The organism is Vogesella amnigena, assembly GCF_042648905.1.
GTDB lineage: Bacteria > Pseudomonadota > Gammaproteobacteria > Burkholderiales > Chromobacteriaceae > Vogesella > Vogesella amnigena.
Window position 1 is genome coordinate 1 of the sequence record NZ_JBHRYH010000014.1, and the last position, 24,065, is coordinate 24,065.

The 24,065-nt window shown below is 63.9% G+C and carries 24 protein-coding genes, 3 rRNA genes, 1 other RNA gene and 1 riboswitch; of the genes, 24 read left to right on the forward strand and 4 right to left on the reverse strand.

Annotation, left to right across the window (positions count from 1 at the left end; genetic code table 11):
• From ACFOKJ_RS06770 to ACFOKJ_RS06820, 11 genes are all read left to right on the forward strand, one after another.
• Positions 1–85 (forward strand): 23S ribosomal RNA (locus ACFOKJ_RS06770); the annotation flags it as partial.
• Between the two features lie 125 nt (positions 86–210).
• Positions 211–323: ribosomal RNA gene (gene rrf / locus ACFOKJ_RS06775) — 5S ribosomal RNA — on the forward strand.
• 75 nt (positions 324–398) lie between these two features.
• Positions 399–512, forward strand: a 5S ribosomal RNA gene (gene rrf / locus ACFOKJ_RS06780).
• Between the two features lie 139 nt (positions 513–651).
• The gene (gene rfaE2, locus ACFOKJ_RS06785) at positions 652–1,149 is read left to right on the forward strand and encodes a D-glycero-beta-D-manno-heptose 1-phosphate adenylyltransferase (RefSeq protein WP_390277764.1); all 498 of its coding nucleotides are present in this window, start codon (positions 652–654) and stop codon (positions 1,147–1,149) included.
• Entirely contained in the window at positions 1,146–2,111 is a 966-nt protein-coding gene (locus ACFOKJ_RS06790; RefSeq protein ID WP_390277766.1) for a biotin--[acetyl-CoA-carboxylase] ligase, read from the forward strand. The genes rfaE2 and ACFOKJ_RS06790 overlap by 4 nt, the downstream gene beginning before the upstream one ends.
• Positions 2,108–2,821, forward strand: coding sequence for a type III pantothenate kinase (locus ACFOKJ_RS06795; RefSeq protein ID WP_390277769.1), 714 nt, complete (start codon positions 2,108–2,110; stop codon positions 2,819–2,821). The genes ACFOKJ_RS06790 and ACFOKJ_RS06795 overlap by 4 nt, the downstream gene beginning before the upstream one ends.
• On the forward strand, positions 2,818–3,690 hold the full coding sequence (locus ACFOKJ_RS06800) for an SPOR domain-containing protein (protein ID WP_390277771.1): 873 nt from the start codon (positions 2,818–2,820) through the stop codon (positions 3,688–3,690). The genes ACFOKJ_RS06795 and ACFOKJ_RS06800 overlap by 4 nt, the downstream gene beginning before the upstream one ends.
• A 73-nt stretch (positions 3,691–3,763) precedes the next feature.
• On the forward strand, positions 3,764–4,561 hold the full coding sequence (locus ACFOKJ_RS06805; RefSeq protein WP_390277774.1) for a YoaK family protein: 798 nt from the start codon (positions 3,764–3,766) through the stop codon (positions 4,559–4,561).
• Between the two features lie 111 nt (positions 4,562–4,672).
• Positions 4,673–6,634, forward strand: a complete 1,962-nt coding sequence (locus ACFOKJ_RS06810) for a PhoX family protein (RefSeq protein WP_390277776.1) — start codon at positions 4,673–4,675, stop codon at positions 6,632–6,634.
• A gap of 272 nt (positions 6,635–6,906) precedes the next feature.
• Complete coding sequence (gene speB / locus ACFOKJ_RS06815; RefSeq protein ID WP_390277778.1) at positions 6,907–7,872, forward strand: agmatinase; 966 nt, start codon at positions 6,907–6,909, stop codon at positions 7,870–7,872.
• A 67-nt stretch (positions 7,873–7,939) separates the two neighbouring features.
• The gene (locus tag ACFOKJ_RS06820) at positions 7,940–9,073 is read left to right on the forward strand and encodes a hypothetical protein (protein WP_390277780.1); all 1,134 of its coding nucleotides are present in this window, start codon (positions 7,940–7,942) and stop codon (positions 9,071–9,073) included.
• A 78-nt stretch (positions 9,074–9,151) separates the two neighbouring features.
• On the opposite strand, the gene ACFOKJ_RS06825 is transcribed toward ACFOKJ_RS06820, so the two are convergent.
• From ACFOKJ_RS06825 to cobT, 3 genes are read right to left on the reverse strand one after another with little or no spacing between them, the layout of a single operon-like run.
• The gene (locus ACFOKJ_RS06825) at positions 9,152–9,940 is read right to left on the reverse strand and encodes an adenosylcobinamide-GDP ribazoletransferase (protein WP_390277782.1); all 789 of its coding nucleotides are present in this window, start codon (positions 9,938–9,940) and stop codon (positions 9,152–9,154) included.
• Positions 9,941–9,973: 33 nt separating this feature from the next.
• Entirely contained in the window at positions 9,974–10,582 is a 609-nt protein-coding gene (locus tag ACFOKJ_RS06830; protein ID WP_390277784.1) for a histidine phosphatase family protein, read from the reverse strand.
• Positions 10,579–11,616 (reverse strand): nicotinate-nucleotide--dimethylbenzimidazole phosphoribosyltransferase, encoded by a 1,038-nt coding sequence (gene cobT, locus ACFOKJ_RS06835; protein ID WP_390277786.1) that lies wholly within the window; start codon positions 11,614–11,616, stop codon positions 10,579–10,581. Before cobT ends, ACFOKJ_RS06830 begins: the two co-directional genes overlap by 4 nt.
• Positions 11,617–11,755: 139 nt before the next feature.
• Positions 11,756–11,955, forward strand: a riboswitch (cobalamin riboswitch).
• A 120-nt stretch (positions 11,956–12,075) separates the two neighbouring features.
• Between cobT and ACFOKJ_RS06840 the strand changes: the two genes are divergently transcribed.
• From ACFOKJ_RS06840 to ACFOKJ_RS06875, 8 genes are all read left to right on the forward strand, one after another.
• Positions 12,076–14,040, forward strand: a complete 1,965-nt coding sequence (locus ACFOKJ_RS06840; protein WP_390277788.1) for a TonB-dependent receptor — start codon at positions 12,076–12,078, stop codon at positions 14,038–14,040.
• A gap of 7 nt (positions 14,041–14,047) precedes the next feature.
• Entirely contained in the window at positions 14,048–14,578 is a 531-nt protein-coding gene (gene cobU / locus ACFOKJ_RS06845) for a bifunctional adenosylcobinamide kinase/adenosylcobinamide-phosphate guanylyltransferase (RefSeq protein WP_390277790.1), read from the forward strand.
• Positions 14,575–15,447, forward strand: a complete 873-nt coding sequence (locus ACFOKJ_RS06850) for a cobalamin-binding protein (protein WP_390277792.1) — start codon at positions 14,575–14,577, stop codon at positions 15,445–15,447. The genes cobU and ACFOKJ_RS06850 overlap by 4 nt, the downstream gene beginning before the upstream one ends.
• Before the next feature lie 21 nt (positions 15,448–15,468).
• Complete coding sequence (locus ACFOKJ_RS06855; protein ID WP_390277794.1) at positions 15,469–15,672, forward strand: hypothetical protein; 204 nt, start codon at positions 15,469–15,471, stop codon at positions 15,670–15,672.
• On the forward strand, positions 15,669–15,983 hold the full coding sequence (locus tag ACFOKJ_RS06860; RefSeq protein WP_390277796.1) for a cell division protein ZapA: 315 nt from the start codon (positions 15,669–15,671) through the stop codon (positions 15,981–15,983). Before ACFOKJ_RS06855 ends, ACFOKJ_RS06860 begins: the two co-directional genes overlap by 4 nt.
• A gap of 23 nt (positions 15,984–16,006) precedes the next feature.
• A non-coding RNA gene (ssrS, locus tag ACFOKJ_RS06865) (6S RNA) lies at positions 16,007–16,187 on the forward strand.
• A gap of 23 nt (positions 16,188–16,210) precedes the next feature.
• On the forward strand, positions 16,211–16,804 hold the full coding sequence (locus ACFOKJ_RS06870; RefSeq protein ID WP_390277799.1) for a 5-formyltetrahydrofolate cyclo-ligase: 594 nt from the start codon (positions 16,211–16,213) through the stop codon (positions 16,802–16,804).
• Between the two features lie 98 nt (positions 16,805–16,902).
• Complete coding sequence (locus tag ACFOKJ_RS06875; RefSeq protein WP_390277802.1) at positions 16,903–17,391, forward strand: anti-virulence regulator CigR family protein; 489 nt, start codon at positions 16,903–16,905, stop codon at positions 17,389–17,391.
• 1 nt (position 17,392) lies between these two features.
• Here the strand turns inward: ACFOKJ_RS06875 and ACFOKJ_RS06880 are convergent, their stop codons facing one another.
• The gene (locus ACFOKJ_RS06880; protein WP_390277804.1) at positions 17,393–17,602 is read right to left on the reverse strand and encodes a hypothetical protein; all 210 of its coding nucleotides are present in this window, start codon (positions 17,600–17,602) and stop codon (positions 17,393–17,395) included.
• A 209-nt stretch (positions 17,603–17,811) separates the two neighbouring features.
• Between ACFOKJ_RS06880 and ACFOKJ_RS06885 the strand changes: the two genes are divergently transcribed.
• The 5 genes from ACFOKJ_RS06885 (at position 17,812) to holA (ending at position 23,707) form a co-directional block, all read left to right on the forward strand.
• Positions 17,812–18,291, forward strand: coding sequence for an EVE domain-containing protein (locus ACFOKJ_RS06885; protein WP_390277806.1), 480 nt, complete (start codon positions 17,812–17,814; stop codon positions 18,289–18,291).
• Positions 18,291–19,103 carry a sulfite exporter TauE/SafE family protein gene (locus tag ACFOKJ_RS06890; RefSeq protein ID WP_390277808.1) on the forward strand — a complete coding sequence of 271 codons (813 nt, stop codon included), beginning with the start codon at positions 18,291–18,293 and terminating at the stop codon, positions 19,101–19,103. The genes ACFOKJ_RS06885 and ACFOKJ_RS06890 overlap by 1 nt, the downstream gene beginning before the upstream one ends.
• 214 nt (positions 19,104–19,317) lie before the next feature.
• On the forward strand, positions 19,318–21,933 hold the full coding sequence (gene leuS, locus ACFOKJ_RS06895; RefSeq protein WP_390277810.1) for a leucine--tRNA ligase: 2,616 nt from the start codon (positions 19,318–19,320) through the stop codon (positions 21,931–21,933).
• A gap of 243 nt (positions 21,934–22,176) precedes the next feature.
• Positions 22,177–22,713 (forward strand): LPS-assembly lipoprotein LptE, encoded by a 537-nt coding sequence (locus ACFOKJ_RS06900; protein WP_390277812.1) that lies wholly within the window; start codon positions 22,177–22,179, stop codon positions 22,711–22,713.
• On the forward strand, positions 22,694–23,707 hold the full coding sequence (holA, locus tag ACFOKJ_RS06905) for a DNA polymerase III subunit delta (RefSeq protein ID WP_390277814.1): 1,014 nt from the start codon (positions 22,694–22,696) through the stop codon (positions 23,705–23,707). Before ACFOKJ_RS06900 ends, holA begins: the two co-directional genes overlap by 20 nt.
• Positions 23,708–24,065 lie beyond the last annotated feature (358 nt).

Genomic DNA, 24,065 nt, shown 5'->3' on the forward strand with positions numbered 1-24,065 from the left:
GAGACCAGGACGTTGATAGGTCGGGTGTGGAAGCGCTGTGAGGCGTGAAGCTAACCGATACTAATTGCTCGTGAGGCTTGACTCTATCATTTGAGGTGCTTTGCAAGGCGAAGTGACCGAGAGTGGATGTTGCGTGATACAGGATTCTACCGGCCAAGCAGAGAGAGAGACTGCTTGGTAAAGGCTTCGACAATTTGTAGACAGTTTATGTCTGGTGGCCATAGCGAGGTGGTCCCACGCCTTCCCATTCCGAACAGGACCGTGAAACGCCTCAGCGCCGATGATAGTGCGGATACCCGTGTGAAAGTAGGACACTGCCAGACTCCCCCACAGGAAGCCCAGCTCAGACGAGCTGGGCTTTGGTTTACTAGGCCGATTGCCGGTAAACGACCAGTTTTTCTGGTGACCATAGCGAAGCGGTACCACGCCTTCCCATTCCGAACAGGACCGTGAAACGCTTCAGCGCCGATGATAGTGCCGATTGCCGGTGTGAAAGTAGGACATTGCCAGAGCCCCATGCCGAAAGCCCAGACCCAGGTCTGGGCTTTTTGCTTTCGTGGCTTTGCGTATGGGATGCCGCCCGGGGTCGGTGGTATCCTGCGGCTGATGAATCAATAACGGCCCTGTGCCGCTAAAGCCGAGAGCACTGTCATGTCGTATCCCACTCCATCGTTCGAAAACAAGATCTGCCCGCCGGAACAGCTGGCGGAGAAGCTGGCCGCATTGCCGCGCCCCATCGTGTTTACCAATGGCTGTTTCGATATCCTGCACCGTGGCCATGTGACTTACCTGGCACAGGCACGCGCGCTGGGTGCCAGCCTGGTGCTGGGGCTGAATACCGATGCCTCGGTAAAGCGCCAGGGCAAGGGCGAGGATAGGCCGATCAATAACGAGCTGAACCGCGCCGCCGTGCTGGCGGCACTGGAAAGCGTGAGCCTGGTGACCTGGTTCGACAGCGATACGCCGGCAGACCTGATTGAGCAGGTTCAACCGGATGTGCTGGTGAAAGGTGGCGACTGGCCGGTAGACAAGATCGTCGGTAGCGCCGAGACATTGGCGCGCGGTGGAGAGGTGCATTCCATTCCCTTTTTGTTCGATACCTCCACCACTGCCACCATCAAGAAAATCCGTACCGTGGAAGGCCAATGAGCGCGCTGGCTTTTGCGGTGCTGCGCCAGCTGGCCGATGGACGCTTTCATTCCGGCGAGGATATGGCCCAGGTGCTGGGCTGCTCGCGCACCCTGGTCTGGCAGGCGGTGCACAAGCTGGAAAGCGATTTCGGCATTACCGTGTTCAGCGTGCGTGGCCAGGGTTACCGCTTGCCGCAGCCGTTCGAGCTGCTGGATGTCAGTGGCGTTCGTGCCGGCTTTAACGAGCAGGCGGCCAACGTGTGGACGCTGGCGCTGGCCGATGAGATAGATTCTTCCAATACCCAGCTGATGATGCGTGCCGGGCAGGGTGCACCGCATGGCCTGGTGCTGGCTGCCGAGCGGCAGACCGCAGGTCGTGGCCGCCTGGGACGGCGCTGGCAGATGCCGTTGGGTGCCGGGCTGACCTTTTCTGTGCTGTGGCGCTTCGAGCGTGGCCTGGGCGGGCTGGCCGGCCTGTCGCTGGCTGTCGGCGTGGCCATGGTGCGGGCGCTGCACAGTTTTGACGTGCCGGTGCAACTGAAGTGGCCTAACGATGTGCTGCTGGATGGCCGCAAGCTGGCTGGCATCCTGATTGAGCTGTCTGGCGATGCGCTGGGGCCGGCAGCCGTGGTGATCGGCATTGGCCTGAACATGGCCTCGCCGGGCGAAGTGGACCAGCCGGTGGCCAATCTGGCTGCTGCCGGTTACAAGGTTGGCCGCAATGCCTTGCTGGCGGAGCTGCTGAACCAGCTGGCCGATGTGCTGGCGACATTTGATCGCGAAGGCTTTACCGCCTTTCATGCCGAGTGGACCCAATCGGCGGCCTTCCTGCAGCAGCCAGTCATGCTGCGCTTCAGTCATGGCGAGCCGGTAGCGGGAACCGCGCTGGGTGTGGACCCGCACGGCGCCTTGCTGGTGGAAACGGAGGGCAGTGTCAGGGTGTTCCATGTCGGTGAAGTCAGCCTGCGGGCGGCGCCATGAAGCTGTTGATCGATGCCGGCAACAGCCGGGTGAAATGGGCGCTGTGGAATGGCCGCGAGCTGGGGCCGGTGACGGCGCTGGCACATGAGGAACTGGCGCGGCTGGCGCAGGACTGGCAAGACCTGGCGGTGGATGCGGTATATGCGGCCAACGTGGCGCATGCGCCGGTGCGCGATGCCATCGCGCAGGCCGCACCGTTGCCGGTGCAGTGGCAGCGATCGCAGCAACAGGCATTGGGTGTGCGCAACCACTATCGCAATGTGGACGAGCAGGGGGCCGATCGCTGGCTGGCGGTATTGGGCGCGCGACAGCAATGCCGTGACGATGTGGTGGTGGCTTGTGCCGGCACCGCGCTGACCGTGGAGGCACTGACTGCTGATGGCGACTATCTGGGCGGACTGATCCTGCCCGGTTACCGCCTGATGTTGCAGGCGCTGGCGCAGAATACCGCCCAGCTCGACCGGCAGGCCGGGCAGTGGCGTGGTTTTCCGCAGGGTACCGAAGATGCGCTGGCATCCGGGGCCATGGATGCGCTGTGCGGCGCCATCCAGCGCATGCAGCAACGGCTGGCGGCACAGGTCGGGCGCGAGCCGCAGCTGCTGCTCACCGGCGGCGACGCCGCCTTGCTGGCTGCCGCACTCCCGCCGGGAGCGCGTATCGTGGATAATCTGGTGCTTTATGGCTTAGCAAGCGTGGCAGACAACGCATGAAGTGGTTAATCGGCACCCTGGTAGTACTGAATCTGTTCGCTGGACTGTATGCGGCAGTGAAACAGAAACCGGAGCAGGATCTGACGGCACACGAAGTGAATGCCGAGCAGCTCAAGCTGCTGCCGGCCGACTGGAAGCCGGCTGTCACTAGCGCGCCGCTGGATGCCAGCGCGGCGCTGGCCGCATCGGCACCGCTGGCCGATGTTGCCTCGGCACCAAGCGGCGCCGCACCTGCGAAGGTGGCTAGTGCGCCGTTGGCCGCAGGCAATGGCAAGCCAGCGGACAAGGCAGTGGCGGTGTTGCCGCCCAAGCCGGATGCCAGCACCGGCAGCAAGCCGACCGGCAAGGAAGACAAGGACGGCAAGCTGGCTAGTGCCAAGCAGCCGCCGCTGGATACCGCAGCCAGGCTGTGCCGTAGCTGGGGGCCGCTCAGCCCGCAGCAACTGCAGAATGTGCAGGCCGGGTTGCCTGGCCTGCAGCTGGCTACCGTGCCCAGCGCCAGCGTGAAGGAGTCGCTGCGCGGCTCCGGGCGCATCTGGGTGCATTACCCGCCGCTAGCCACCCAGGCCGAGACCCAGACCCTGGTATCCGAGCTGCGCGGCAAAGGCTTTGACAGCTATATCGTGCAAACCGATGGCCCGTTCCGCAACCACCTGTCCTTGGGACTGTTCGGCCAGCAGGCGGCGGCGGATGCGCTGCTCAAGCGTCTGAAGGCGGCCGGCTATGACAAGGCGCAGCAGGATGTGCGTGGCGAGAAGGTACAGATGACCACACTGAGCTTCCGCAATCTCAACGAGGCCGCTGCCGGCCGGCTGAAGGCGCTGCAGCAGAGACTGTTGCCGGGCATCGCCTTGCAGGATTGTCAGTAAGTCACAAAGGGCGGGCCGCTTGGCCCGCCCTTTGTTCTGTCATCGCCGCCAAGCGGCCTGAATGATTGCCGCCATGCACAGACAGCACTTCACCCGCCTGCTGGACCAGCGTGTCCTTACCCGCAGCCTGTATCGGGAACCACTTACCTGGTTGCTGGGCGGCGCCATGGCTTTTATCGCCGGCGCGCTCAATGCCGGCGGCTTTCTGGCGGTGCAGCGCTATACCTCGCATGTTTCCGGTGTGGTGTCGTCGATGGCGGACAACCTGGTGCTGGGCGATGCCGGCGCCACGCTGGCCGCATTGGCCTCGCTGCTGAGCTTCATCGCCGGCGCCGCCCATGCGGCCTGGCTGATCAACTGGGCGCGCCGTCAGCGCCTGCGTAGCGGCTACGGCGTGTCGCTGATTGAAGAGTCGCTGCTGCTGTTGCTGTTCGGTGTGGCCGGTGCCGCGCTGGCGATCGCTCCGGCCTTGTTTGCCCCGCCCATCGTGCTGCTGCTGTGTTTCATCATGGGCATGCACAACACCATCATTACCAAGCTGTCCGGCGGCCTGCTGCGCTCCACCCACATGACCGGCATTGCCACCGATATCGGCATCGAGCTGGCCAAGGCCAGCTATATCAATCGCGACAGCGGCAGCAAGGTGCCGCAAGTGCGCGCCAACCGCGAGCGGCTGCAGATCTACCTGTGGATACTGGGCAGCTTCTTCGTGGGTGGCGTGGTGGGCGCGCTGGGCTTCAAGCATCTGGGCTACAGCTTCAGCGTGCCATTGGCGCTGTTCCTGTTGCTGCTAGGGCTGCGGCCGCTGTGGTATGACCTCAAGCTGCGCTGGCGCTGGTGGCGGCAGCAGCAGGCAGGGCGCGACGGCTGAGTCTGTCATGCTGGCGCAATCAAAACGTCATGCGTTGTTGATGTAACTGACATGTTCAGGGCTTAAGGTGGGCGGCGCTCAAACAAACGCTTGCCGTCCAACGAGGTCATCATGTCCGACAGCTACAAATTCAAACAGTACGGTGTCAACGACACCTCCAATACCAGTAACAATCCGGCACTGTCCGAGGTGCTGGATGCGCGTTTCTCCCGCCGTGGCGTGCTGAAGGGCGGTAGCGCAGCCGGGTTGGCCGGCATGCTGGCCGGCAGTTTCGCCACCCTGGCCGAAGCGGCGCAGGCACCGTTTGCCATGAAGACACCGCAGCTTGGTTTCAAGCCGGTACCGTTCGGTTTTGACGACAAGGTGGTGGTGCCGGAAGGCTACCGTGCCGAGGTGCTGTACGCCTGGGGCGACCCGGTGGGCATCGCCGGCAATATGCCGGCATTCCGGTCGGACGCCTCCAACACCGCAGCCGAGCAGGCGGTGCAGGCCGGTATGCACCACGATGGTATGCATTACTACCCGCTGCCGCTGGGTGCGACCGGTTCCAAGCACGGCCTGCTGGCGATCAACCACGAGTACACCGACGACGGCCTGCTGCACGTGGATGGCATGAAAACCTGGAATGCCGACAAGGTGAAGAAGGCGCAGGCCGCCGTGGGCGTGTCCATCATCGAGGTGGAAGCCACCGGCAAGGGCTGGCAGGTGGTGCGCCCGTCAAAATATGCCCGCCGCATCCATGCCAATACCCCTATCGCCATCGGCGGCCCGGCCCGTGGCCACGAGCTGATGAAGACCGACGCCGACCCGCAGGGGGTGGAGATTCTTGGCACCTTTCAGAACTGTGCCAGCGGCCCGACCCCGTGGGGCACTTACCTGACCTGTGAAGAAAACTTCGATGGCGTGTTCATCAATGATTCCGGCAACCTGACTGCCCTGGAAAAGCGTTACGGCATCAGTAACAAGGACGCCGGCTACAAGTGGGCCTGGGAAGATTTCCGTTTCGACCTGCAACTGAACCCGAACGAAGCCAACCGCTTTGGCTGGGTAGTGGAGATCGATCCGTTCGACCCGCAAGCCAAGCCGGTAAAGCGCACCGCGCTGGGCCGCATCAAGCACGAAGGCGCCACCACCACCATTGCGGCCAACGGCCATGTGGTGGTGTACATGGGCGACGACCAGCGCTTCGAATACATCTACAAGTTTGTATCCAAGAACAAGTACGACCCGAAAAACCGCAAGGCCAACCTGCAGTTGCTGGAAGAGGGCACGCTGTACGTGGCTCGCTTCGATGCCGACGGCAGCGGCAGCTGGTTGCCGCTGGTGGCCGGCCAGAACGGCCTGAGTGCCGACAAGGGTTTTGCCACCCAGGGTGATGTGGTGATCAAGGCGCGCATGGCCGCCGATATCGCCGGCGCCACCAAGATGGACCGCCCGGAGTGGATTGCCGTCAACCCGCGCAAGGCTGGCGAGGTGTACTGCACGCTTACCAACAACAGCGAGCGCGGCAAGGACGGCAAGCCGGGCGCCGATGCGGCCAACCCGCGCAACAACAACCTGTTCGGCCACATCATTCGCTGGCAGGAGAACGCCGGAGATGCTACGAGCACTGGCTTCAAGTGGGACATCTTCGCGCTGGCCGGGCGCCCGGATGCGGCCAAGCAGGAACATGTGGGCAATATCAAGGGCGACGCCTTCGGCAGCCCGGATGGCCTGAAGTTCGACCAGCAGGGCGTGCTGTGGGTGCAGACCGACGTGTCCACCTCCACGGTGAACATGAAGGAATACCAGGGCATGGGTAACAACCAGATGGTGGCGGTGGTACCGGAAACCGGCGAATTCCGTCGCTTCCTCACCGGCCCGCACGGTTGCGAAATCACTGGCCTGGCGTTCACCCCGGATAACAAGACCATGTTCGTGAACATCCAGCACCCAGGCGAGCCGGACTCCGAGCGCAACGACCCGGCCAAGCCGACCGCGATCTCCAGCTGGCCGGACGGTGCCAACGCCGGTCGCCCGCGTGCCGCCACCGTGGTGGTGCGCAAACTGGATGGCGGCGTGATCGGTAGCTGAGCCCGCTCGCACATTGCTGAAAATCCACAGGCTGTCGTATCGCTGTCTGCTGGCTACCCTTACAGGTAGCTAAGTAGTCAACGTGCGGCAGCCTGTTCTGCATCTGTGGTCTGCCGGGCTTGCTCCACTGCCGGCAACGCGGCACACTGCGCACTCCTGCGCCAAAGTGGCGCGGCAGCCTCAACCCGTCGGCTTGCAAGATGGACGGGAATCGTCGGTTGCGGCCAACCTTTGCAGCGCTGCGGCCGGCGTGTTCTGTCACGGGGTTCTCCATGACTGACATCATCAAGGGTGACGGTGCCATCCGTCGCCAAAGCCTGTACGGCTCCTCCATTGAAAACACTTACGCCGGCGTGCTGTCCTTCATGCGCCGCAACTACACGCGCAATCTGGAAGGCGCGGACGTGGTGGTTTCCGGCATTCCGCTGGACCTGTCGGTAACCTTCCGCTCCGGCGCGCGCCAGGGCCCGCAGGCCATTCGCGCCGCCAGCGTGCAACTGGCCGAGCTGAAGCCCTACCCGTGGGGTTTCGATCCGTTCGATGATCTGGCGGTAATCGACTACGGCGATTGCTGGTTCGACGCGCACAACCCGCTCACCATCAAGCCGTCCATCATCGAGCACGCCCGCACCATCCTGGCCTCCGGCGCCAAGATGCTGACCTTCGGCGGCGACCACTTCGTGACCTACCCGCTGCTGATCGCACACGCCGAGAAGTACGGCAAGCCGCTGGCGCTGCTGCATTTTGATGCCCACTGCGATACCTGGCCGGATGACGAGCCGGACAGCCTGAACCACGGCACCATGTTCTACAAAGCGGTGAAGGAAGGCCTGATCGACCCGGCCAAATCGGTACAGGTCGGCATCCGCACCTGGAACGACGACTTCATGGGCCTGAACGTGCTGGGCGCACCGTGGGTGCACGATAACGGCGTGGACGCCACCATTGCCGAGATCAAGAAGACCATCGGCGATGCGCCGGTGTACGTAACCTTCGACATCGACTGCCTGGACCCGTCCGCCGCACCTGGCACCGGCACCCCGGTACCGGGCGGCCTCACCACCGCGCAGGCGCTGAAGATCATCCGCAACCTGGGTGACCTGAACATCGTCGGCATGGATGTGGTGGAAGTGGCACCGAGCTACGACCAGAGCGAAATCACCGCCATCGCGGCGGCGCATATCGCCTGTGACATGCTGTGCCTGATGCGTAACAAGAAGGTGGAAGGCAAGCTGTAAAACTGTTTGTCATTCCTTTGAGAAACGCCGGGCTATCATTGCCCGGCGTTTTTCTTGGGAAATGATCATGGCAAACAAATGGTGCTTGCTGCTTGTCGGCTTGCTGGCGGCTATGGCGCAGGCGGCGCCGTTGCTGCTGCAGGGCAAGATAGGCGAGGCGGCGGTAGTGATGGAGCTGGACATTGACGATGCTGGCCAGGTGATGGGTCGCTATTTCTATCGTAAATATCACCGTGATATCGCTTTGGACGGTAGCACTCAGGAAGATGGCAGTTTGGTGCTGGGAGAGAATCTGCGCTCCGACGAGCGGCGCAGTGACCTGATTCTGCATCCTCAAGGACAGGGCTGGCAGGGGCAGTGGCAGGGGCCGAAAGCCGCGCAGCCACTGCCAGTGGTGCTGAAACCCTTGCTGCCGGCACAGCTGACCCCCAGCAGCGACCCAGCCTTACAACCGTTCCGGCAATCGTCACCCTACGATTACGAGCGCATGGCGGCACTGAAGCTGGTGGCTGGCAAGATACAGCGCTTTCAGGGCTACACCCTGCAATGGTGGCGCGAGCCGGTGAGCAGTATCGCCTCCTTCCGACTGCAGGATGGCTTCGATGCCGCCACCCGGCAACGGCTGAACCAGCGACTGGCGCAGCGGCAGTGGCAAGGCGTCACCGACTATTTTGACTGCCTGCTGGGTGGCAGCCGTGCGGCAGGGGGCGATTTCGAGCAGACCGTCACGCCTCGGTTGGTCAATCGCCAGCTGCTCAGTGTCAGTGAGTTCACCAGCTATTACTGTGGTGGCGCGCATCCGGACTTTGGCGACGACCCACTGAACCTGGATGTGACGACCGGGCGCGAGTTGCAGTTGGAAGACCTGCTATGGCTGGGCAAGGGCAAGCCGCCACTGGTACGGCAGGACAATCAGGATCGCGTGGATATCCAATACAAATACACCGTGCTGGCACCTTGGCTGCAACGACAGTTTGCCCGCCTGCACCCGGCAGTATTCAAAGCGGGTGGGCAAGATGATTGTGACTACAATATCCCGGAGGTTTGGCAGTTTGTTAGCTGGTACGCCACGCCGAAAGGGCTGTATCTGGGACCATCCTTCGGCAGGGCTGTCCGGGCTTGCGAATACCCGGACTGGAGCGTGTTGCCGTGGTCATTGGTGATGAAACATCCCGGTGCAGCCGGCTACCGCTTGCCATAACCATGCGGCCAAGGTTGGCCGCAAAAAAGAAACCGCGCCCGGTGCAGACACGGCGCGGTTTTTTTCATCTCATTTGGCTTAATGTGCAAGCAGCAGCAACAGCAGCAGGCTCTCGCACAGCTCGATGCCGGCGCCCAGGCAATCACCGGTCATGCCGCCGAGCTTGCGCTTGAGGTAGGCCCACCACCACAGCCCGGCCAGTGGCGCCAGCAGCAGTACCGGCGCCAGCCAGTAGGAGGCGGCGGCCAGCAGCGCGGCGCTGAGCCAGAAGCTGGGCCAGTGCGTGCGCCAGGCAAAGCGCTCGCCGCTGCCGGCGGCCAGGCTGGGCAAGGTGGCGGACCAGGCGACCGTAAACAGCCGCGCCCAGGCCGGCACCAGCAGCAGCGGTGCCAGTTTGACCGCCAGCGTGGGTAACCCGCCTGGTAGCCCGGATAAGCGCAGCGCATCCGGGGAAATCGCTCCTGCCAGCTGCGCCTGCTTCACCAGCAGCATCAGCAGCACCAGCTTGGCCAGCAACTGGCTGGCCATGGTCAGCACGCCGAAGCTGCCCAGGTGAGGGTCTTTCAATACCTCCAGGAAGCGTTCGCGCGAGCGGTGCGCCGCGCCCTGTGCATCGGCCAGGTCGGCCAGACCATCGATGTGCAGGCCGCCGGTTACCCACAGCCAGGCCAGCAGGCCCAGCAAGGCGGCCAACCATGGATCGAGCAGGCTACCGGCCAGCACCGCCAGCCACACCACTGTGCCCACCAGTACGCCCACAGGGGCGAACCAGCGCGCGGCATCGGCCAGCCAGGCCGGGTCGAAGGTTTTCAGCTGCGGCGTGGGCAGCCGGGTCAGGAACTGGATGGCAAGAATCAGGCTACGCATGGCAGGGAGCAAAGGTTGGCCGCAAGGTGGCAATCAGGGGTTGAGCGGTTCCGGCGTTTCCAGCCGTAGCAGGTAGGCCGGGTGGCCATCCAGTATCGACAGCTGTACAAAGCCGCCGCGCTGCACCGCCATCAGGCGGGCAACATTGAAGTCGGTGCCCAGCAGCTCAGCCAGCAGTACGTTGATCACGCCGCCGTGGCTTACCAGTACGCGGTGGCTGCCGCGCGCCTCGCGCATCCAGCCGGCAAAACCGGCCAGCACACGGGTGCGGAAGGCATCAAAGCGCTCGCCGCCTTCCGGGGTGAGCAGGCCGCGCGCCAGCAGCGTCTGCCAGTCTGGCGTTTCGGCAGCGATATCGGCCAGCGGGCGCTGCTCCCAGCTGCCAAAGTCGCATTCGGCCAGCAGTGGTGCCACATGTAGTGGCACGCCGCTGGCCAGCGCCTGCTGCACGGCAAACTCGCGGCAGCGCTGCAGCGGCGAGGTGGCCATGCTGGTTACCGGCGCGTGGCGCACGATGCGCTGCCAGCTGGCGGCCATTGCCATGCGGCCAACTTCGTTCAGCGGCAGGTCGCTGCTGCCGACCAGCCGCCCCTGATGGTCGATATCGCCGTGGCGCAGCAGGGTGAGGGTATACGGGTTCATGCCGGCTCCGACTTGCCGGCCACACCGGCCTCGGCAAAGGTGGCCATACCGGCGTGCAGGGCAATCGCCTGCTGCAGCAGCGGAATCGCCAGCGCCGCGCCGGAGCCCTCGCCCAGCCGCAGGCCGAAGTCGATCAGCGGCGTCAGCCCCAGCTCGGCCAGCGCCAGCGCGTGGCCGGTTTCCTGCGAGCAGTGGCTGGCCAGCAGCCAGGGGGTGATGTCCGGAGCGATGGCCTGTGCCGCCAGCGCGGCGGCGGTACTGATGAAGCCATCCAGCAGCAGCGGCACGCCCTGTGCCGCACCTTCCAGATAGAAGCCGGCCATGGCGGCGATCTCCAGCCCGCCCAGCTCGGCCAGCAGTGCCAGGCCATTCACGTCCGCAGCCACGCGCGCCAGTGCATCGGCCACCACCTGGCGCTTGTGCGCCAGCGCGGTGTCGCCCACGCCGGTACCGCGGCCGACAATGGCTTCCGGGCTGTGGCCGGTCAGGCGGCAGATCAGCGCTGCCGACGGCGTGGTGTTGCCGATGCCCATGTCGCCGGCGATCAGCAGGCTGGCGCCATCGGCAATGGCACGGCGCGCCGCCATGCGGCCAACTTGCAGCGCCGCCTCGCATTCGGCAGCGCTCATTGCCGGCTCGCGGCGGATGTTGCCGCTGCCGGCGCGCACCTTACCGTGCACAATGGGCAGGGCGGACAGATCCGTCGCCACGCCGGCATCCACCACCTCCAGCCGTGCCTGGTTGCTGCGCGCCAGCACGCTGATGGCGGCGCCGCCGTGCACGAAGTTGGCCACCATGGCGGCGGTCACCTCCGGCGGGTAGGCGGACACGCCTTCGGCGCATACGCCGTGGTCGCCGGCAAACACGGTGATGGCCGGACGCAGCGGCTGTGGAATCTCGCGGCCCTGCAGGCTGGCCAGGGTGATGGCGATATCTTCCAGCTTGCCCAGGCTGCCGGTGGGCTTGGTCAGTTGCTGCTGGCGCGTGGCGGCAGCGGCGCGGGCGGAAAGATCGGGAGCGGGAATGGCGGGCATGATGTCTGGATGCGGTAGTGGCGAAGACGCCGTTGCGGGGATATGGCGCGACCATACGGCAGCCGCCAGCCGCTGGCAATTGCCTTGCGCTGGAATAAGCAAATCGCCGCGCACTGCGGCAGAGGCGAGCGCGAGTGGGTATAATTCGCGCCTTGCAGGTGTCCGGTTGCTAGCCAGCCGGATGAAACGGGAAGCCGGTGCAAGACCGGCGCTGCCCCCGCAACGGTAAGGCCTGAGGACATATGTCATCCAGGAGCGACAACAGCCACTGCCCACAAGGCGGGAAGGCGTCGCCCCGCAAGGCCGAGCCCGGAGACCGGCCTGCGATGGACGTGGCGGAATCGCGTCCTTGCTGGAGCATCGCGGGGAGGCGATCTGACAGTCCGCAGCCGTTATTGCCGCTTGCGTTGTCCTCTATTTCTCCGCACTCCGTTTTTTCCTACCTGGAGTGTGATTCAAATGTTCAACTACAAACCGTTGGCCGCGCTGGTGGCGCTGGCCTGTGCCCAGGCCGCGCTGGCCGCTGAAGTAACCCGGCTGGATGAAGTGGTGGTGACTGCGACTCGCGTGGCAGACAAGGCAAGCGAACTACCGGCCAATGTTACCGTGATCACCGCTGCCGACATCGCCAGCAGCCCGGCACGTACCGTGCAAGAGCTGCTGTCTACCGTGGCGGGTGTGCATGTCTTCAATAGCTCTGGTTCGACTACCGGTGGCGCGATCGACCTGCGTGGTTTCGGTATGACCGGTATCAGCAACACGCTGATCCTGGTGGATGGTGTCAAGCAGAATACCAATGATCTGGCAGTTCCCAACCTGGCCGGTATCCCGCTGCAGGCAATCGAGCGCATCGAGGTGGTGCGCGGTAGTGGTGCAGTGGCTTATGGTGGTGGTACCACCGGTGGCGTGATCAACATCATCACCCGAGCAGGCTTCAAGGATCAGCCCAGTGTGCGCGCTTCCTTTACCGCCGGCAGCCACGATCTGAAGCAACTGGACCTGGCCGTGCATCAGGCCAGCGCTCAAGTGGCGCTGGATGCCTACGTGCAGTCGATGACCAGCGACAACTACCGAGATAACAACGCAGAGCGCAACGATAACGGCGGCCTGACCGCTACCTGGCGCCATGAAGCTGGCGATGTGCGGGTGTATGCCCGCAGTAGCAACCAGGATTTGCGTCTGGCTGGTTCTCGTAAGGTCAATCCGCTCACCGGGCTGGATGAATTCGGTCAGGATACCCGTGGTACCAGCACACCGAATGATTATGCCGAAACCCGAACCGAGAATTATGGGTTGCAGGCCCGTCAGGAGCTTGCTGGTGGCCTGCTGTACCTGGATGTGGTCAAACGACATAAATCTACGTTTAGCGACCAGAGCAGCTATCTGGATCAGCGCCATACCGATGAATTGAACAGCAGCATGCGCTATGAGCGCGAAATGGGCAGCCATCGTCTGGCTGTCGGGGTGGATGGTGTGGATGGCGACAGCGATGTGGCCAGCGGCAGTTCGCTGCCGAGTCCGACTACCCGGATCAAGCAACAGCAGCTGGGGGTTTTCGCCGATGCGCTGCTGCGACCGTTTGCGGGTAGCACCGTGAACCTGGGGCTGCGCAAACAGCATGTGGATGAGGACGTTCGTGACTTGAGCGGCTTCGCCAATAGTTACCAGAAACAGCAGGAGCTGAATGCCTGGCAACTTGGTGTGCGTCAGGTGCTGGCCCAGGGGCTGGATGTGTACGCCCGACTGGGACAGAGCTTCCGTATTGCCAGCGCAGATGAGCAGGCTTACGTGACTTCTCTGCTGGTGCCGCAGACTTCGCACGACAAAGAGCTGGGCGTGGCGTGGCAGCAGGGTGGCAACAGCCTGCGCGCCGCTTACTTCCGCAGTGACCTGCGCAACGAAATCCACTTCAACCGGCTGACGTTCAGCAACGTCAACCTCGATCCTACCCGTCGTCAGGGGGTGGAACTGGAAGGCAAGACCCAGCTCGCCCCGCAGTGGCAACTGAACGGCAACCTGACCTGGCAGCAGGCAAAGTTCCGTTCCGGCGTGGCTGGTGGTGTGGATCTGGCGGGTAACGATGTACCGATGGTGCCGAACTGGCTGGCCAATGTCGGTCTGACCTGGCTGCCACAGCAGGCTACTCGTGTGGGACTGGAGTTGCAGTATGTTGGCAAGCAGCGGCTGGATAACGATCAGGCCAACCAGTTTGCCACGCGTTTGTCGGCTTATACCCTGGCCAACCTCAAGCTCATCCATCAGTACAGCAAGCACGTTGACGTGAGCCTGGCTGTTAACAATGTCTTCGACAAGCGCTACGCCAGCTACGGTATCCGCTCCGGCGCTACTGGCAGCAGTGGCCAGTACGAGCTGTACCCGGCAAGCGGGCGTACCATGCAGGCTTCGCTGACTCTGAGCTACTGATCCGGCAATGAACCACCTCATCACCGGCGGCGCCCGCAGTGGCAAGAGCCGCTTTGCCGAGCAACTGGCCCTGCAGCATGCCGGGTCGGTGTGCTACGTGGCCACCGCCGAGCGGCGTGCCGGTGACGAGGCGTTTGCGGCGCGTATCGCACATCACCAGGCCCGGCGGCCGCCAGGCTGGCGGCTGGCCGAACCCGGACGGGAGCTGGCTGCAGTACTGGCCGCTGCAGTGCCGGGCGAATTGCTGCTGCTGGATTGCATGGGCATGTGGCTGATGCGTTTTTTCGGTACCGATGGCGATTTTGATCACGCTGGCTGGCAACAGCAGCGTGCGGCCTTGCTGCAGGCGCTGGCCGCCACCCAGGCCAGCGTGCTGCTGGTAAGCAACGAGATCGGTTGGGGCGTGGTGCCGCTGGGTGCGGAAACCCGCGTGTTCGTGGATGAGCTGGGCTGGCTGAACCAGCAATTGGCTGAGGTTTGCCAGCAGGTGACGCTGGTGGCTTGCGGCCAACCCCTGTGCCTGAAAGGGCCGGCATGAAGCGCTGGCTGCTGGCCGCCAGCTGGCTGTTGACCGGCCCAGTCCTGGCACAGGTCAGTGTGCGCGATGGTCTTGGACAGCTGTTGACCCTGCCGGCTCCGGCCAAGCGCATCGTGGCCCTGTCGCCGCACCTGGTGGAAGACCTGTATGCCATCGGCGCCCAGCGGCAGCTGGTAGCGGTGGTGGATTACAGCGATTACCCGCCGGCTGCCCGGCAGCTGCCGCGGGTCGGTGGTTACAGCGGCGTGAGTCTGGAGGCGATATTGCGGCAGCGGCCGGACCTGGTGCTGGCCTGGCGCGATGGCGGCAATGGACGGGAAGTGGAGCGTTTGCGCGCGCTGGGGGTGCCGGTGTATATCAGCGCGCCGCTAACCCTGGGCGATGTTGCGGGCGAGCTGCGCCGGCTGGGCATGCTCACCGGGCGGCAACAGGCAGCGCAAACCGTGGCGCAGCGTTTCGAAGCCGGGCTGGCCGATTTGCAGCAGCGTTACCGCCAGGCGGTGCCATTGCGCGTGTTCGTGCAGGTTAGTGATAACCCGCTGTTCACCGTCAGCCGGCAGAGCTATCTGGATTCCCTGCTGCGGCTATGCGGTGGCCACAATGTTTTCGCCCGGCTGCCGCAGGCGGCACCGCAGATCAGCACCGAGGCGGTATTGGCGGCAAAACCACAGGTGATGCTGAGCCTGTACAGCGACTTGCGCCCGCGCTGGCAAGGCTGGCCGCAGCTGCCGGCGGTGCGTGACGGCCTGTTGTTCCGGCTGGATGCAGATCCGGTAAGCCGCCCCGGCCCACGGCTGCTGCAAGGCGCGGAGCAGGTGTGCGACAGCTTGCACGCCGCGCGGCGCAAGCTGGGTTTGACGCCCTCCTGACGCCCCGTTATCCTCGCCGCCATGGAACATGAACTCGACTATCTGGAAAGCCGTGTTGCCGCGCTGATCGGCCGCATACACGAGCTGGATGCGCAAAACAGCCGCCTTGCCTCCGCGCTGGGCGAGGCATTGCGCGACAATGCCGAGCTGAAATTCGCGCTGGAAGAAACCCGCCGCCGCGTGGGCGTGCTGATCGACCGGCTGCCCAAGGAGGAAGAGGCATGAGCGATGTGGTTCAGGTCGACGTTACCCTGCTGGGTCGTCAGTTCACCATCGGCACTCCGCAGGACGAGCGGGAAACGCTGGAGCAGGCAGTGCAGCTGCTGGCCGAGAAAATCGACACCATTCAGGCTGGCGGCCGGGTGATGGATACCGACAAGGTGGCCATCATGGCGGCGCTGAACATTGCCCATGACCTGTTGAAGGTAAAACTGGGCGATGGCGGCTTGGAGATGTCGGCGATCCAGCGTAAAATACGCAATATGAGCGAGGCAGCCGATCAGGCACTGTCCGCCAGTCAGCAGAACCTGTTCTAGCCTGCTGACACAGAATATCCGTTTACCCCCTGCGGTGTTCGGGAAGGCTCCTAAATTCCTTTGTACCAATGCGTTCGCTTTGGTTGCTGGCAGTAGTTGCAGGTGTGCCGTGCCCCTTGCGGGTACGCCCGAAGCAGCTGGCAGGCGACCCCCTGGAAACAGGGTACAAGCGAATTTTGCCGGACCGACACTCGCGGGGGACTCCCTTCCCCCGGCTACCCGCCACCATGACCACCCCCTCCCCCGTTAGCGACAAGCAGGCATTGCGCCGCCAGGTGCGCCGGGCGCGCATGGCGCTTACGCCTGCGCAGCGCGAGGCTGCGATGCGCGCGGTGGTGCGGCATGCCTCGCGCCTGTTGCGACGCGGCAAGCGCATCGGTGCCTATCTTGCTGCCGGCTCCGAGCTGGACGTTTCGCTGCTGATCAGCACCGCCCTGTGGCGAGGGGGCGAGGTGTTTCTGCCGCAGATTCCCAATGGCAGTCGCCGGCTGTGGTTCAGCCGTTTGGGGGGCGAGCGGCGCTGGTACCTGCACCCGCGTTACCGCATTGCCGAATATGATGGCCCCTGCCTGCGGGCAGAACGGCTGGATGTGCTGTTCGTGCCGCTGCTGGCGGTGGACGCGCAGGGTTATCGCATGGGGCAGGGCGGCGGCTTCTACGACACCACGCTGGCATTCCGCCAGCGCCACCCGCTGTTGCGCCGGCCCTTGCTGGTGGGCGTGGCATATGACTGCCAGCGGGTGGCCGCAGTGCCGCGCGAGGCATGGGATGTGCGCCTGGATTACCTGGTGACCGAGAGCGGGCTATACCGCTTTCGCTGAGCCTTGTCGCAGTTCGTCACAATTCGCCACATCTTTCCTAACGAAAATTGCAGTTTGATCTGATAGGCTGAAACTGTCCTCTACTCAGGAGCAGTACTATGCAGCGCAAATGGCATCACAAGGTTCTACTGACCGCTATCGGTCTGTCCCTGTCAGTCGGACCGGCGCTGGCCGCACCGCCGGAAGGCAAGGGCAATAACGGCAAGCATGGTCAGGCGGCAGAGGAAGTGATCCTGCCGGGCCATGGGCATGGCAAGCATCAGCCCGCCCATGCCACACAGGTGAAGCGCGACAAGATGAAGTACCAGGCTGCGGGAATCACCGCGCTGGAAGCGCGTCGCATGGTGGGTGAAGTACATATCGACTACGGTGGCTACCATGCGCTGCCGCCGGGTATCCGCAAGAACCTGGCACGCGGCAAGCCACTGCCGCCAGGTATCGCCAAGAAGCAGGTGCCGCAGGATCTGCTGATGCGTCTGCCGGTTCACCCCGGCTACGAATGGCGGGTAGTCGGTACCGACCTGTTGCTGGTTACCGTGGGCACCATGATCGTGCATGAAATCCTGAAAGACGTATTCCTGCACTGATTCAACGCCGGCGGGCCACGGGAGGCTTGCCGGCCTGTTTGCGCTTCTTGCTGCGAGCCCGGTAGCGCAGCAGCAGGATATAGCTGCCGGCCAGCATGATCAGTGCGCCGGCAATCTGGCCGACTACCAGCTCCAGCTGGGTCAGGGCCAGCGCACCGGACCCCAGGCACAGGAAGGGTTCCGATTCGTACAGGCTATGGGGCAGGTACATATTGCCCTCCGTTTCGCTTGGCCGCTGATTGCGGTGCAACGTTGTATTTTAGTTGCCACCACCCATGAATGCCGCATGTAATACATTGATTGTGCATGCCTTTCTGCTGGCATGGCGCCACGCGGCAGGTGCCACCAGACGGCGCGGCTTAGCGCAAAGCCGCATCCCGGCGGATAATACGTTTTTCGATACATTCAGCGCCGGATGCCATGCAGGCCGGCCATCACACCATGCGCTACTGGCTGATGAAATCCGAGCCTGACGAGGTGGGCATCGACCACCTTGCGGCCAACCCCGACAAGCAGTTCGAGTGGACCGGCGTGCGTAATTACCAGGCACGCAATTTCATGCGGGATGACATGCAGCCGGGTGATCTGCTGCTGTTCTGGCATTCCTCCTGCCCGGAGCCGGGCATTGCCGGTATTGCCGAGGTGGCAAGCAGTGCACATGCCGATTCCAGCCAGTTCGACCCGGCCAGCCCCTATCACGACCCCAAGTCCGACCCCGCCAAGCCGCGCTGGCAGTGCGTGGATGTGCGTTTCGTGAAGAAAACGCGGCTGGTGTCGCCGCAGGAGTTGCGACAGCACCCGCCGCTGGCGGAGATGACGGTGCTCAAGCGTGGCAACCGGCTGTCTATCACCCCGGTAACGGCCGAGGAATGGACCTACCTGAACGAGGTGGTGCTCTGATGCTGTCGCTATCGATGTTCGCGGTATTGCTGGCTTTTGGCGCTATTGCCGGCTTTCTGGCTGGTTTGCTGGGCGTGGGTGGCGGGCTGGTGATCGTGCCGGTGGTGGTGGGGGTGCTAGAGGCGGCGCGGTTGGGGGGCGGCTATGTGCAGCACCTGGCGGTGGGCACCTCGCTGGCGGTGATGGTGTTCACCAGCTTTTCCAGTGTGCTGGCGCACCACAAGAAAGGCGCGGTGGACTGGCACATCGTGCGCGGCATGGCGCCGGGCATGGTGCTGGGTACCTTCGGTGGCAGCCTGCTGGCCGGGCTGATTCCCAGCCAGGGCCTGCGATGGTTCTTTGTGCTGTACGCCTATGTGATCGGGGTGCAGATGTTCCTGGGCGCCAGACCGGCCGCCGGCCGCGACATGCCGGGCGTCGCCGGGCAGAGCGCCGCCGGTGGCGTGATCGGCATGATCTCCAGCTGGGTAGGTATCGGCGGCGGCTCGATGAGCGTGCCGTTCATGGGCTGGTGCAATGTGCCGGTGCACACCGCCATCGCCACCAGCGCGGCGCTGGGCTGGCCGATCGCGGTATCCGGCGCCATCGGCTACCTGGCCAGCGGCTGGCAGCAGCCGGGGCTGCCGTGGGGCGCGGTGGGTTTTGTCTACCTGCCGGCCATGCTGGCGTTGATGCTGATGACGGTGTTGCTGGCGCCGGTGGGTGCGCGTGCTGCACATGCGTTGCCGGTGCCCAAGCTGAAGAAAGCTTTTGCCGTGCTGATGGTGGTGATGGCGACAGAAATGCTGATCGGCCTGCTGCGTCGCGGCTGAGCTGCGGTGGCTTCGGGAAAACCACCATGCCGGGAAACCGGGGGTTTTTCGAGGAGCAGCATATTTTTCGACAGGGTTGGCCGCATGCGGCCAACCCTGCTGTTTTTTTGGGCAGCCGGGCGGCATGCCGCCTCGCCGTGGCCGCCATGCGCCGTATATAATGGCGCGATTGATTTTGCTCGCAATTTTTCGCCTTTCTCAGACAAAGAACATCATGCAAGAACATTACAGCCCGCGCGAGATCGAAGCCGCCGCGCAACAGAAATGGCAGCAGACCGCCGCCTTCAAGGCCGTGGAAGACACTTCGCGTCCCAAGTACTACGCGCTGTCCATGTTCCCGTACCCGTCCGGTAAGCTGCACATGGGGCACGTGCGCAACTACACCATCACCGACGTGCTGGCGCGCTTCAAGCGTCACCAGGGCTTCAACGTGCTGCAGCCGATGGGCTGGGACGCCTTCGGCCTGCCGGCCGAGAACGCGGCGATGAAGAATGGCGGCGCGCCGGCAGCCTGGACCTACGCCAACATCGAGTACATGAAGAAGCAGCTGGACAGCCTGGGCTTCGCGCTGGACTGGGACCGTGAGCTGGCCACCTGCAAGCCGGACTACTACCGCTGGGAACAGTGGCTGTTCACCCGCCTGTTCCAGAAGGGCGTGATCTACAAGAAAAACGGCGTGGTGAACTGGGACCCGGTAGACCAGACCGTGCTGGCCAACGAGCAGGTGGTGGATGGCCGTGGCTGGCGCTCTGGCGCGCTGGTGGAAAAGCGCGAAATCCCGATGTACTACTTCGCCATCACCCAGTACGCGGACGAACTTCTGAACGACCTGGACAAGCTGGACGGCTGGCCGGAACAGGTCAAGACCATGCAGCGCAACTGGATCGGCAAGAGCTTCGGCGCCGAGGTGACCTTCGCCTATGACCAGGCCAGCATCGGCCACGACGGCCAGCTGAAGGTGTACACCACCCGTCCGGATACCCTGATGGGCGCTACCTACGTAGCGGTGGCCGCCGAGCACCCGCTGGCCACCCAGGCCGCTGCCGGCAATGCCGAACTGGCTGCCTTCGTGGCGGAATGCAAGAAGGGTGGCGTGTCCGAAGCCGACATCGCCACCCAGGAAAAGCGTGGTCTGGATACCGGCCTGTTCGTCGTTCACCCGCTCACCGGCGAAAAGCTGCCGGTATGGGTAGCCAACTACGTGCTGTGGGGCTACGGCGAAGGCGCGGTAATGGCCGTGCCGGCGCACGACGAGCGCGATTTTGAATTTGCCAACAAGTACAGCCTGCCGATCAAGCAGGTGTACCGCAAGGTCGACGGCGAAGACGGTTTCGATGCCGCCAACTGGCAGGAGTGGTACGGCGCCAAGGAAGGCCTGATCACCGTCAACAGCGGCAAGTACGACGGCAAGGATTTCGCCGCCGCCTTCGACGCCATCGTCGCCGACCTGGAAGCCAAATCCGCTGGCGCCAAGAAAACCCAGTACCGCCTGCGCGACTGGGGTATCAGCCGCCAGCGCTACTGGGGCTGCCCGATTCCGATCATCCACTGCCCGTGCTGCGGCGATGTGCCGGTGCCGGAACAAGACCTGCCGGTAGTGCTGCCGGAAAACGTGATTCCGGATGGCGCCGGCAGCCCGTTGGCCAAGATGCCGGAATTCTACGAAACCAGCTGCCCCAAGTGCGGCGGCGCCGCCAAGCGCGAAACCGACACCATGGATACCTTCGTGGAATCCAGCTGGTACTACGCGCGCTACGCCAGCCCGAAGTGCGACACCGCCATGCTGGACAAGGATGCGGCCAACTACTGGCTGCAGGTGGACCAGTACGTGGGCGGCATCGAACACGCCATCCTGCATCTGCTGTACGCCCGCTTCTTCCACAAGCTGATGCGTGACGAAGGCCTGGTGGACAGCGACGAGCCGTTCAAGAGCCTGCTCACCCAGGGCATGGTGGTGTGCGAAACATTCCACCGCGACCTGCCCAACGGCAGCAAGGACTGGATCGCCCCGCAGGACGTGGTGCTGGAGCGCGACGGCAAGGGCAAGATCATTGCCGCCACCCACCGCGTGGACGGCCAGCCGGTGCAGATCGGCGGCATCGAGAAGATGTCCAAGTCCAAGAACAATGGCGTGGATCCGCAGGAATTCATCGAGAAATACGGCGCCGATACCGCGCGCCTGTTCATGATGTTCGCCGCCCCGCCGGATCAGTCGCTGGAATGGTCCGACGCTGGTGTGGAAGGCGCGCACCGTTTCCTGAAGCGGCTGTGGAAAACCGCCCGTGAGCACGTGGCCGCCGGCATCACCGCGCCGTACGCCGCTGGCGAGCTGAACGCCAGCCAGAAGGAGCTGCGCTTCAAGCTGCACAGCACCATCCAGAAAGTGGCCGACGACTACGGCCGCCGCCAGCAGTTCAACACCGCCATCGCCGCGGTGATGGAGCTGCTGAATACCTACGACAAGGCCGATACCAGCGGTGATGTTGGCCGCGCCGTGGCGCAGGAAGTGCTGGAAGCCGCCACCGTGCTGCTGTCGCCGATCGTGCCGCACGTTACCGAAGCGATCTGGACCGAGCTGAAGCCGGGCAGCGAGCTGCTGGATGCACCGTGGCCGCAGGTGGACGAGGCCGCGCTGGTGAAGAGCGAGCTTGAGCTGATGATCCAGGTGAACGGTAAGCTGCGTGGCAGCATCACCGTGGCAGCCGACGCCGCCAAGGATGCCATCGAGGCCGCCGCGCTGGCGCATGAGAACGTGGTCAAGTTCATGGAGGGCAAACCGGCGAAGAAGGTGATCGTGGTGCCGGGCCGCCTGGTCAACATCGTGGTCTAAGCCGTTGCGCGGCCATCTGGCCGCGCTCAGGCTGCTGACAAACTATCCACTTACGCGTCACCGGACCCGGCAAAGCCGGGCCGCTCCTGCTAAGTGCTTGAATCGGCAGCCTTCCAGTTTATAAAACAAAGTCCTATCGCGTAGCGAAAGGACTTTGTCAACACTCTCTGTGCGGCCATCTGGCCGCGCTGACTAGCCGGCGGCGCGGCCTGGCCCGCGCCGCTGTCACATGAAAGAGCTGCAATGAAACGACTGTTGCGCAACATCGCCCTGCTGGCCTGCATCGGCACCCTGACCGCTTGCGGCTTCCAGCTGCGCGGAATGGGCACCTCGCTGTCGCAGAGCGCTCCGCTGAGCTTCAGCAGCCTGCGCATCGCCAAGGCCGGCAGCCTGCAGGAAGCGCTGGAAACCGCGCTGCGCCGTGATGGCCGTATCCAGTTCGACAACATCAAGGGCAATGCCGACGCAGTGCTGACCATCATTGCCGAGCAGAACCGCAAGGATGTGCTGGGCGTGAGCCTGGCCGGTGACGTGAACGAATACATGCTGGTCTACAGCGTGACCGCCACCATCCAGCGCCTGCAGGACGACGCGCCGCTGCCGCTGAACATCACCCTGCGCCGCACCATGAGCTACAGCGACTCGGTAACGCTGGGCAAGGAACGCGAAGAGGAGCTACTGCGCGAAGACATGCGCAAGGAAGCTGCCAGCCAGCTGGTGCGCCGCCTGGCTTATCTGCCCGCACCGGGAAGCAAGCTCGATGCCGGCAAACAGCCCTGAGGCGCTGAAGGAACAACTGGCGCGCAGTGCGCCGGCTCCGCTGTACCTGGTGTATGGCGAGGAGGCGCTGTTGGCGCTGGAAGCTGCCGACAGCATCCGCGCCGCCGCGCGCGCCGCCGGCTACCTGGAGCGCGAGGTGCTGACGGTGGAAGGCGGTAATTTCGACTGGTCGCAGCTGCGCGACGCCATGAGCAGCGTGTCGCTGTTCGCCTCGCTCAAGCTGCTGGAGATTCGCATCCCCGGCGGCAAGCCCGGCACCGAGGGTGGCGAGGCGCTGCAGCAGCTGGCGGCCAACCCGCCGCAGGACACTGTCACCCTGATCCAGCTGCCCAAGCTCGACAAGACGCAGCAGAAGAGCAAGTGGTTCACTGCGCTGGAAAAGAGCGCGGTGCTGGTGGAGGCCCGGCCGGTGAGCCGCCACGACCTGCCGTCGTGGATCGCCCGTCGGCTGAAGCTGCAGGGGCAGACGCTGAGCCACGAAGCAGCGGCGTTTTTTGCCGACCGGGTGGAAGGCAACCTGCTGGCGGCCCGTCAGGAAGTGGACAAGCTGGCACTGTTGTATCCGCCGGGCGAGCTGACGCTGGAGCAGCTGCGCGAGGCGGTGGCCAATGTGGCGCGCTTCGACGTATTCCACCTGTCGGAAAGCTGGCTGGCCGGCGATACCGCCCGCGCCACGCGCATGCTGGATGGGCTGGAGGCGGAAGGCGAGGCGCCGGTGCTGGTGCTGTGGTCGTTCACCGAGGACGTGCGCATGTTGATCCGCCTCGGCCGTGGCCTGCAGGAAGGCCGTACCGTGCGCGACATGGCTGGCGAGCTGCGGCTGTGGGGCGACAAGCAACGGTTGGCCGAACCGGCGCTCAAGCGCATCGGCGGCAAGCAGCTGATGGCGGCGCTGGCCGAGTGCGCGCGCATCGATCGCCAGATCAAGGGCGTGGAGCCGGGCGAAGCATGGCATAGCCTGCGCCGGCTGGCGGCCAGGTTGGCCGCACGCTAGCAGGAGCTAGACTGCAACAAGCCCGGAACAGTGTTCCGGGCTTTTTTGCGTGCTGGGTGTGGTGTCTGGCGTAGCCCGGATAAGCCAACGGCGCATCCGGGGAAGGGTGGCAGGCAATGTGGCCCCGGATGCGCTGCGCTTATCCGGGCTACATGTGTTTGCCCATGGAAAATGCGTCTAGTTGCTCCCGTACGCATGGAGGCAGATCGCCTTGCGGGCATTCGCCGTACGCAAACAAAAAGCCCGGCAGTGTGCCTAATGCCGTTCACTTAGCAGATCGAACCTGTTTGGTTGGGTAACGGGATGGCAGCTTTTTCACAACGCGGGGGCATTCACGCCCCCGCCGTTGTTTTGGAAG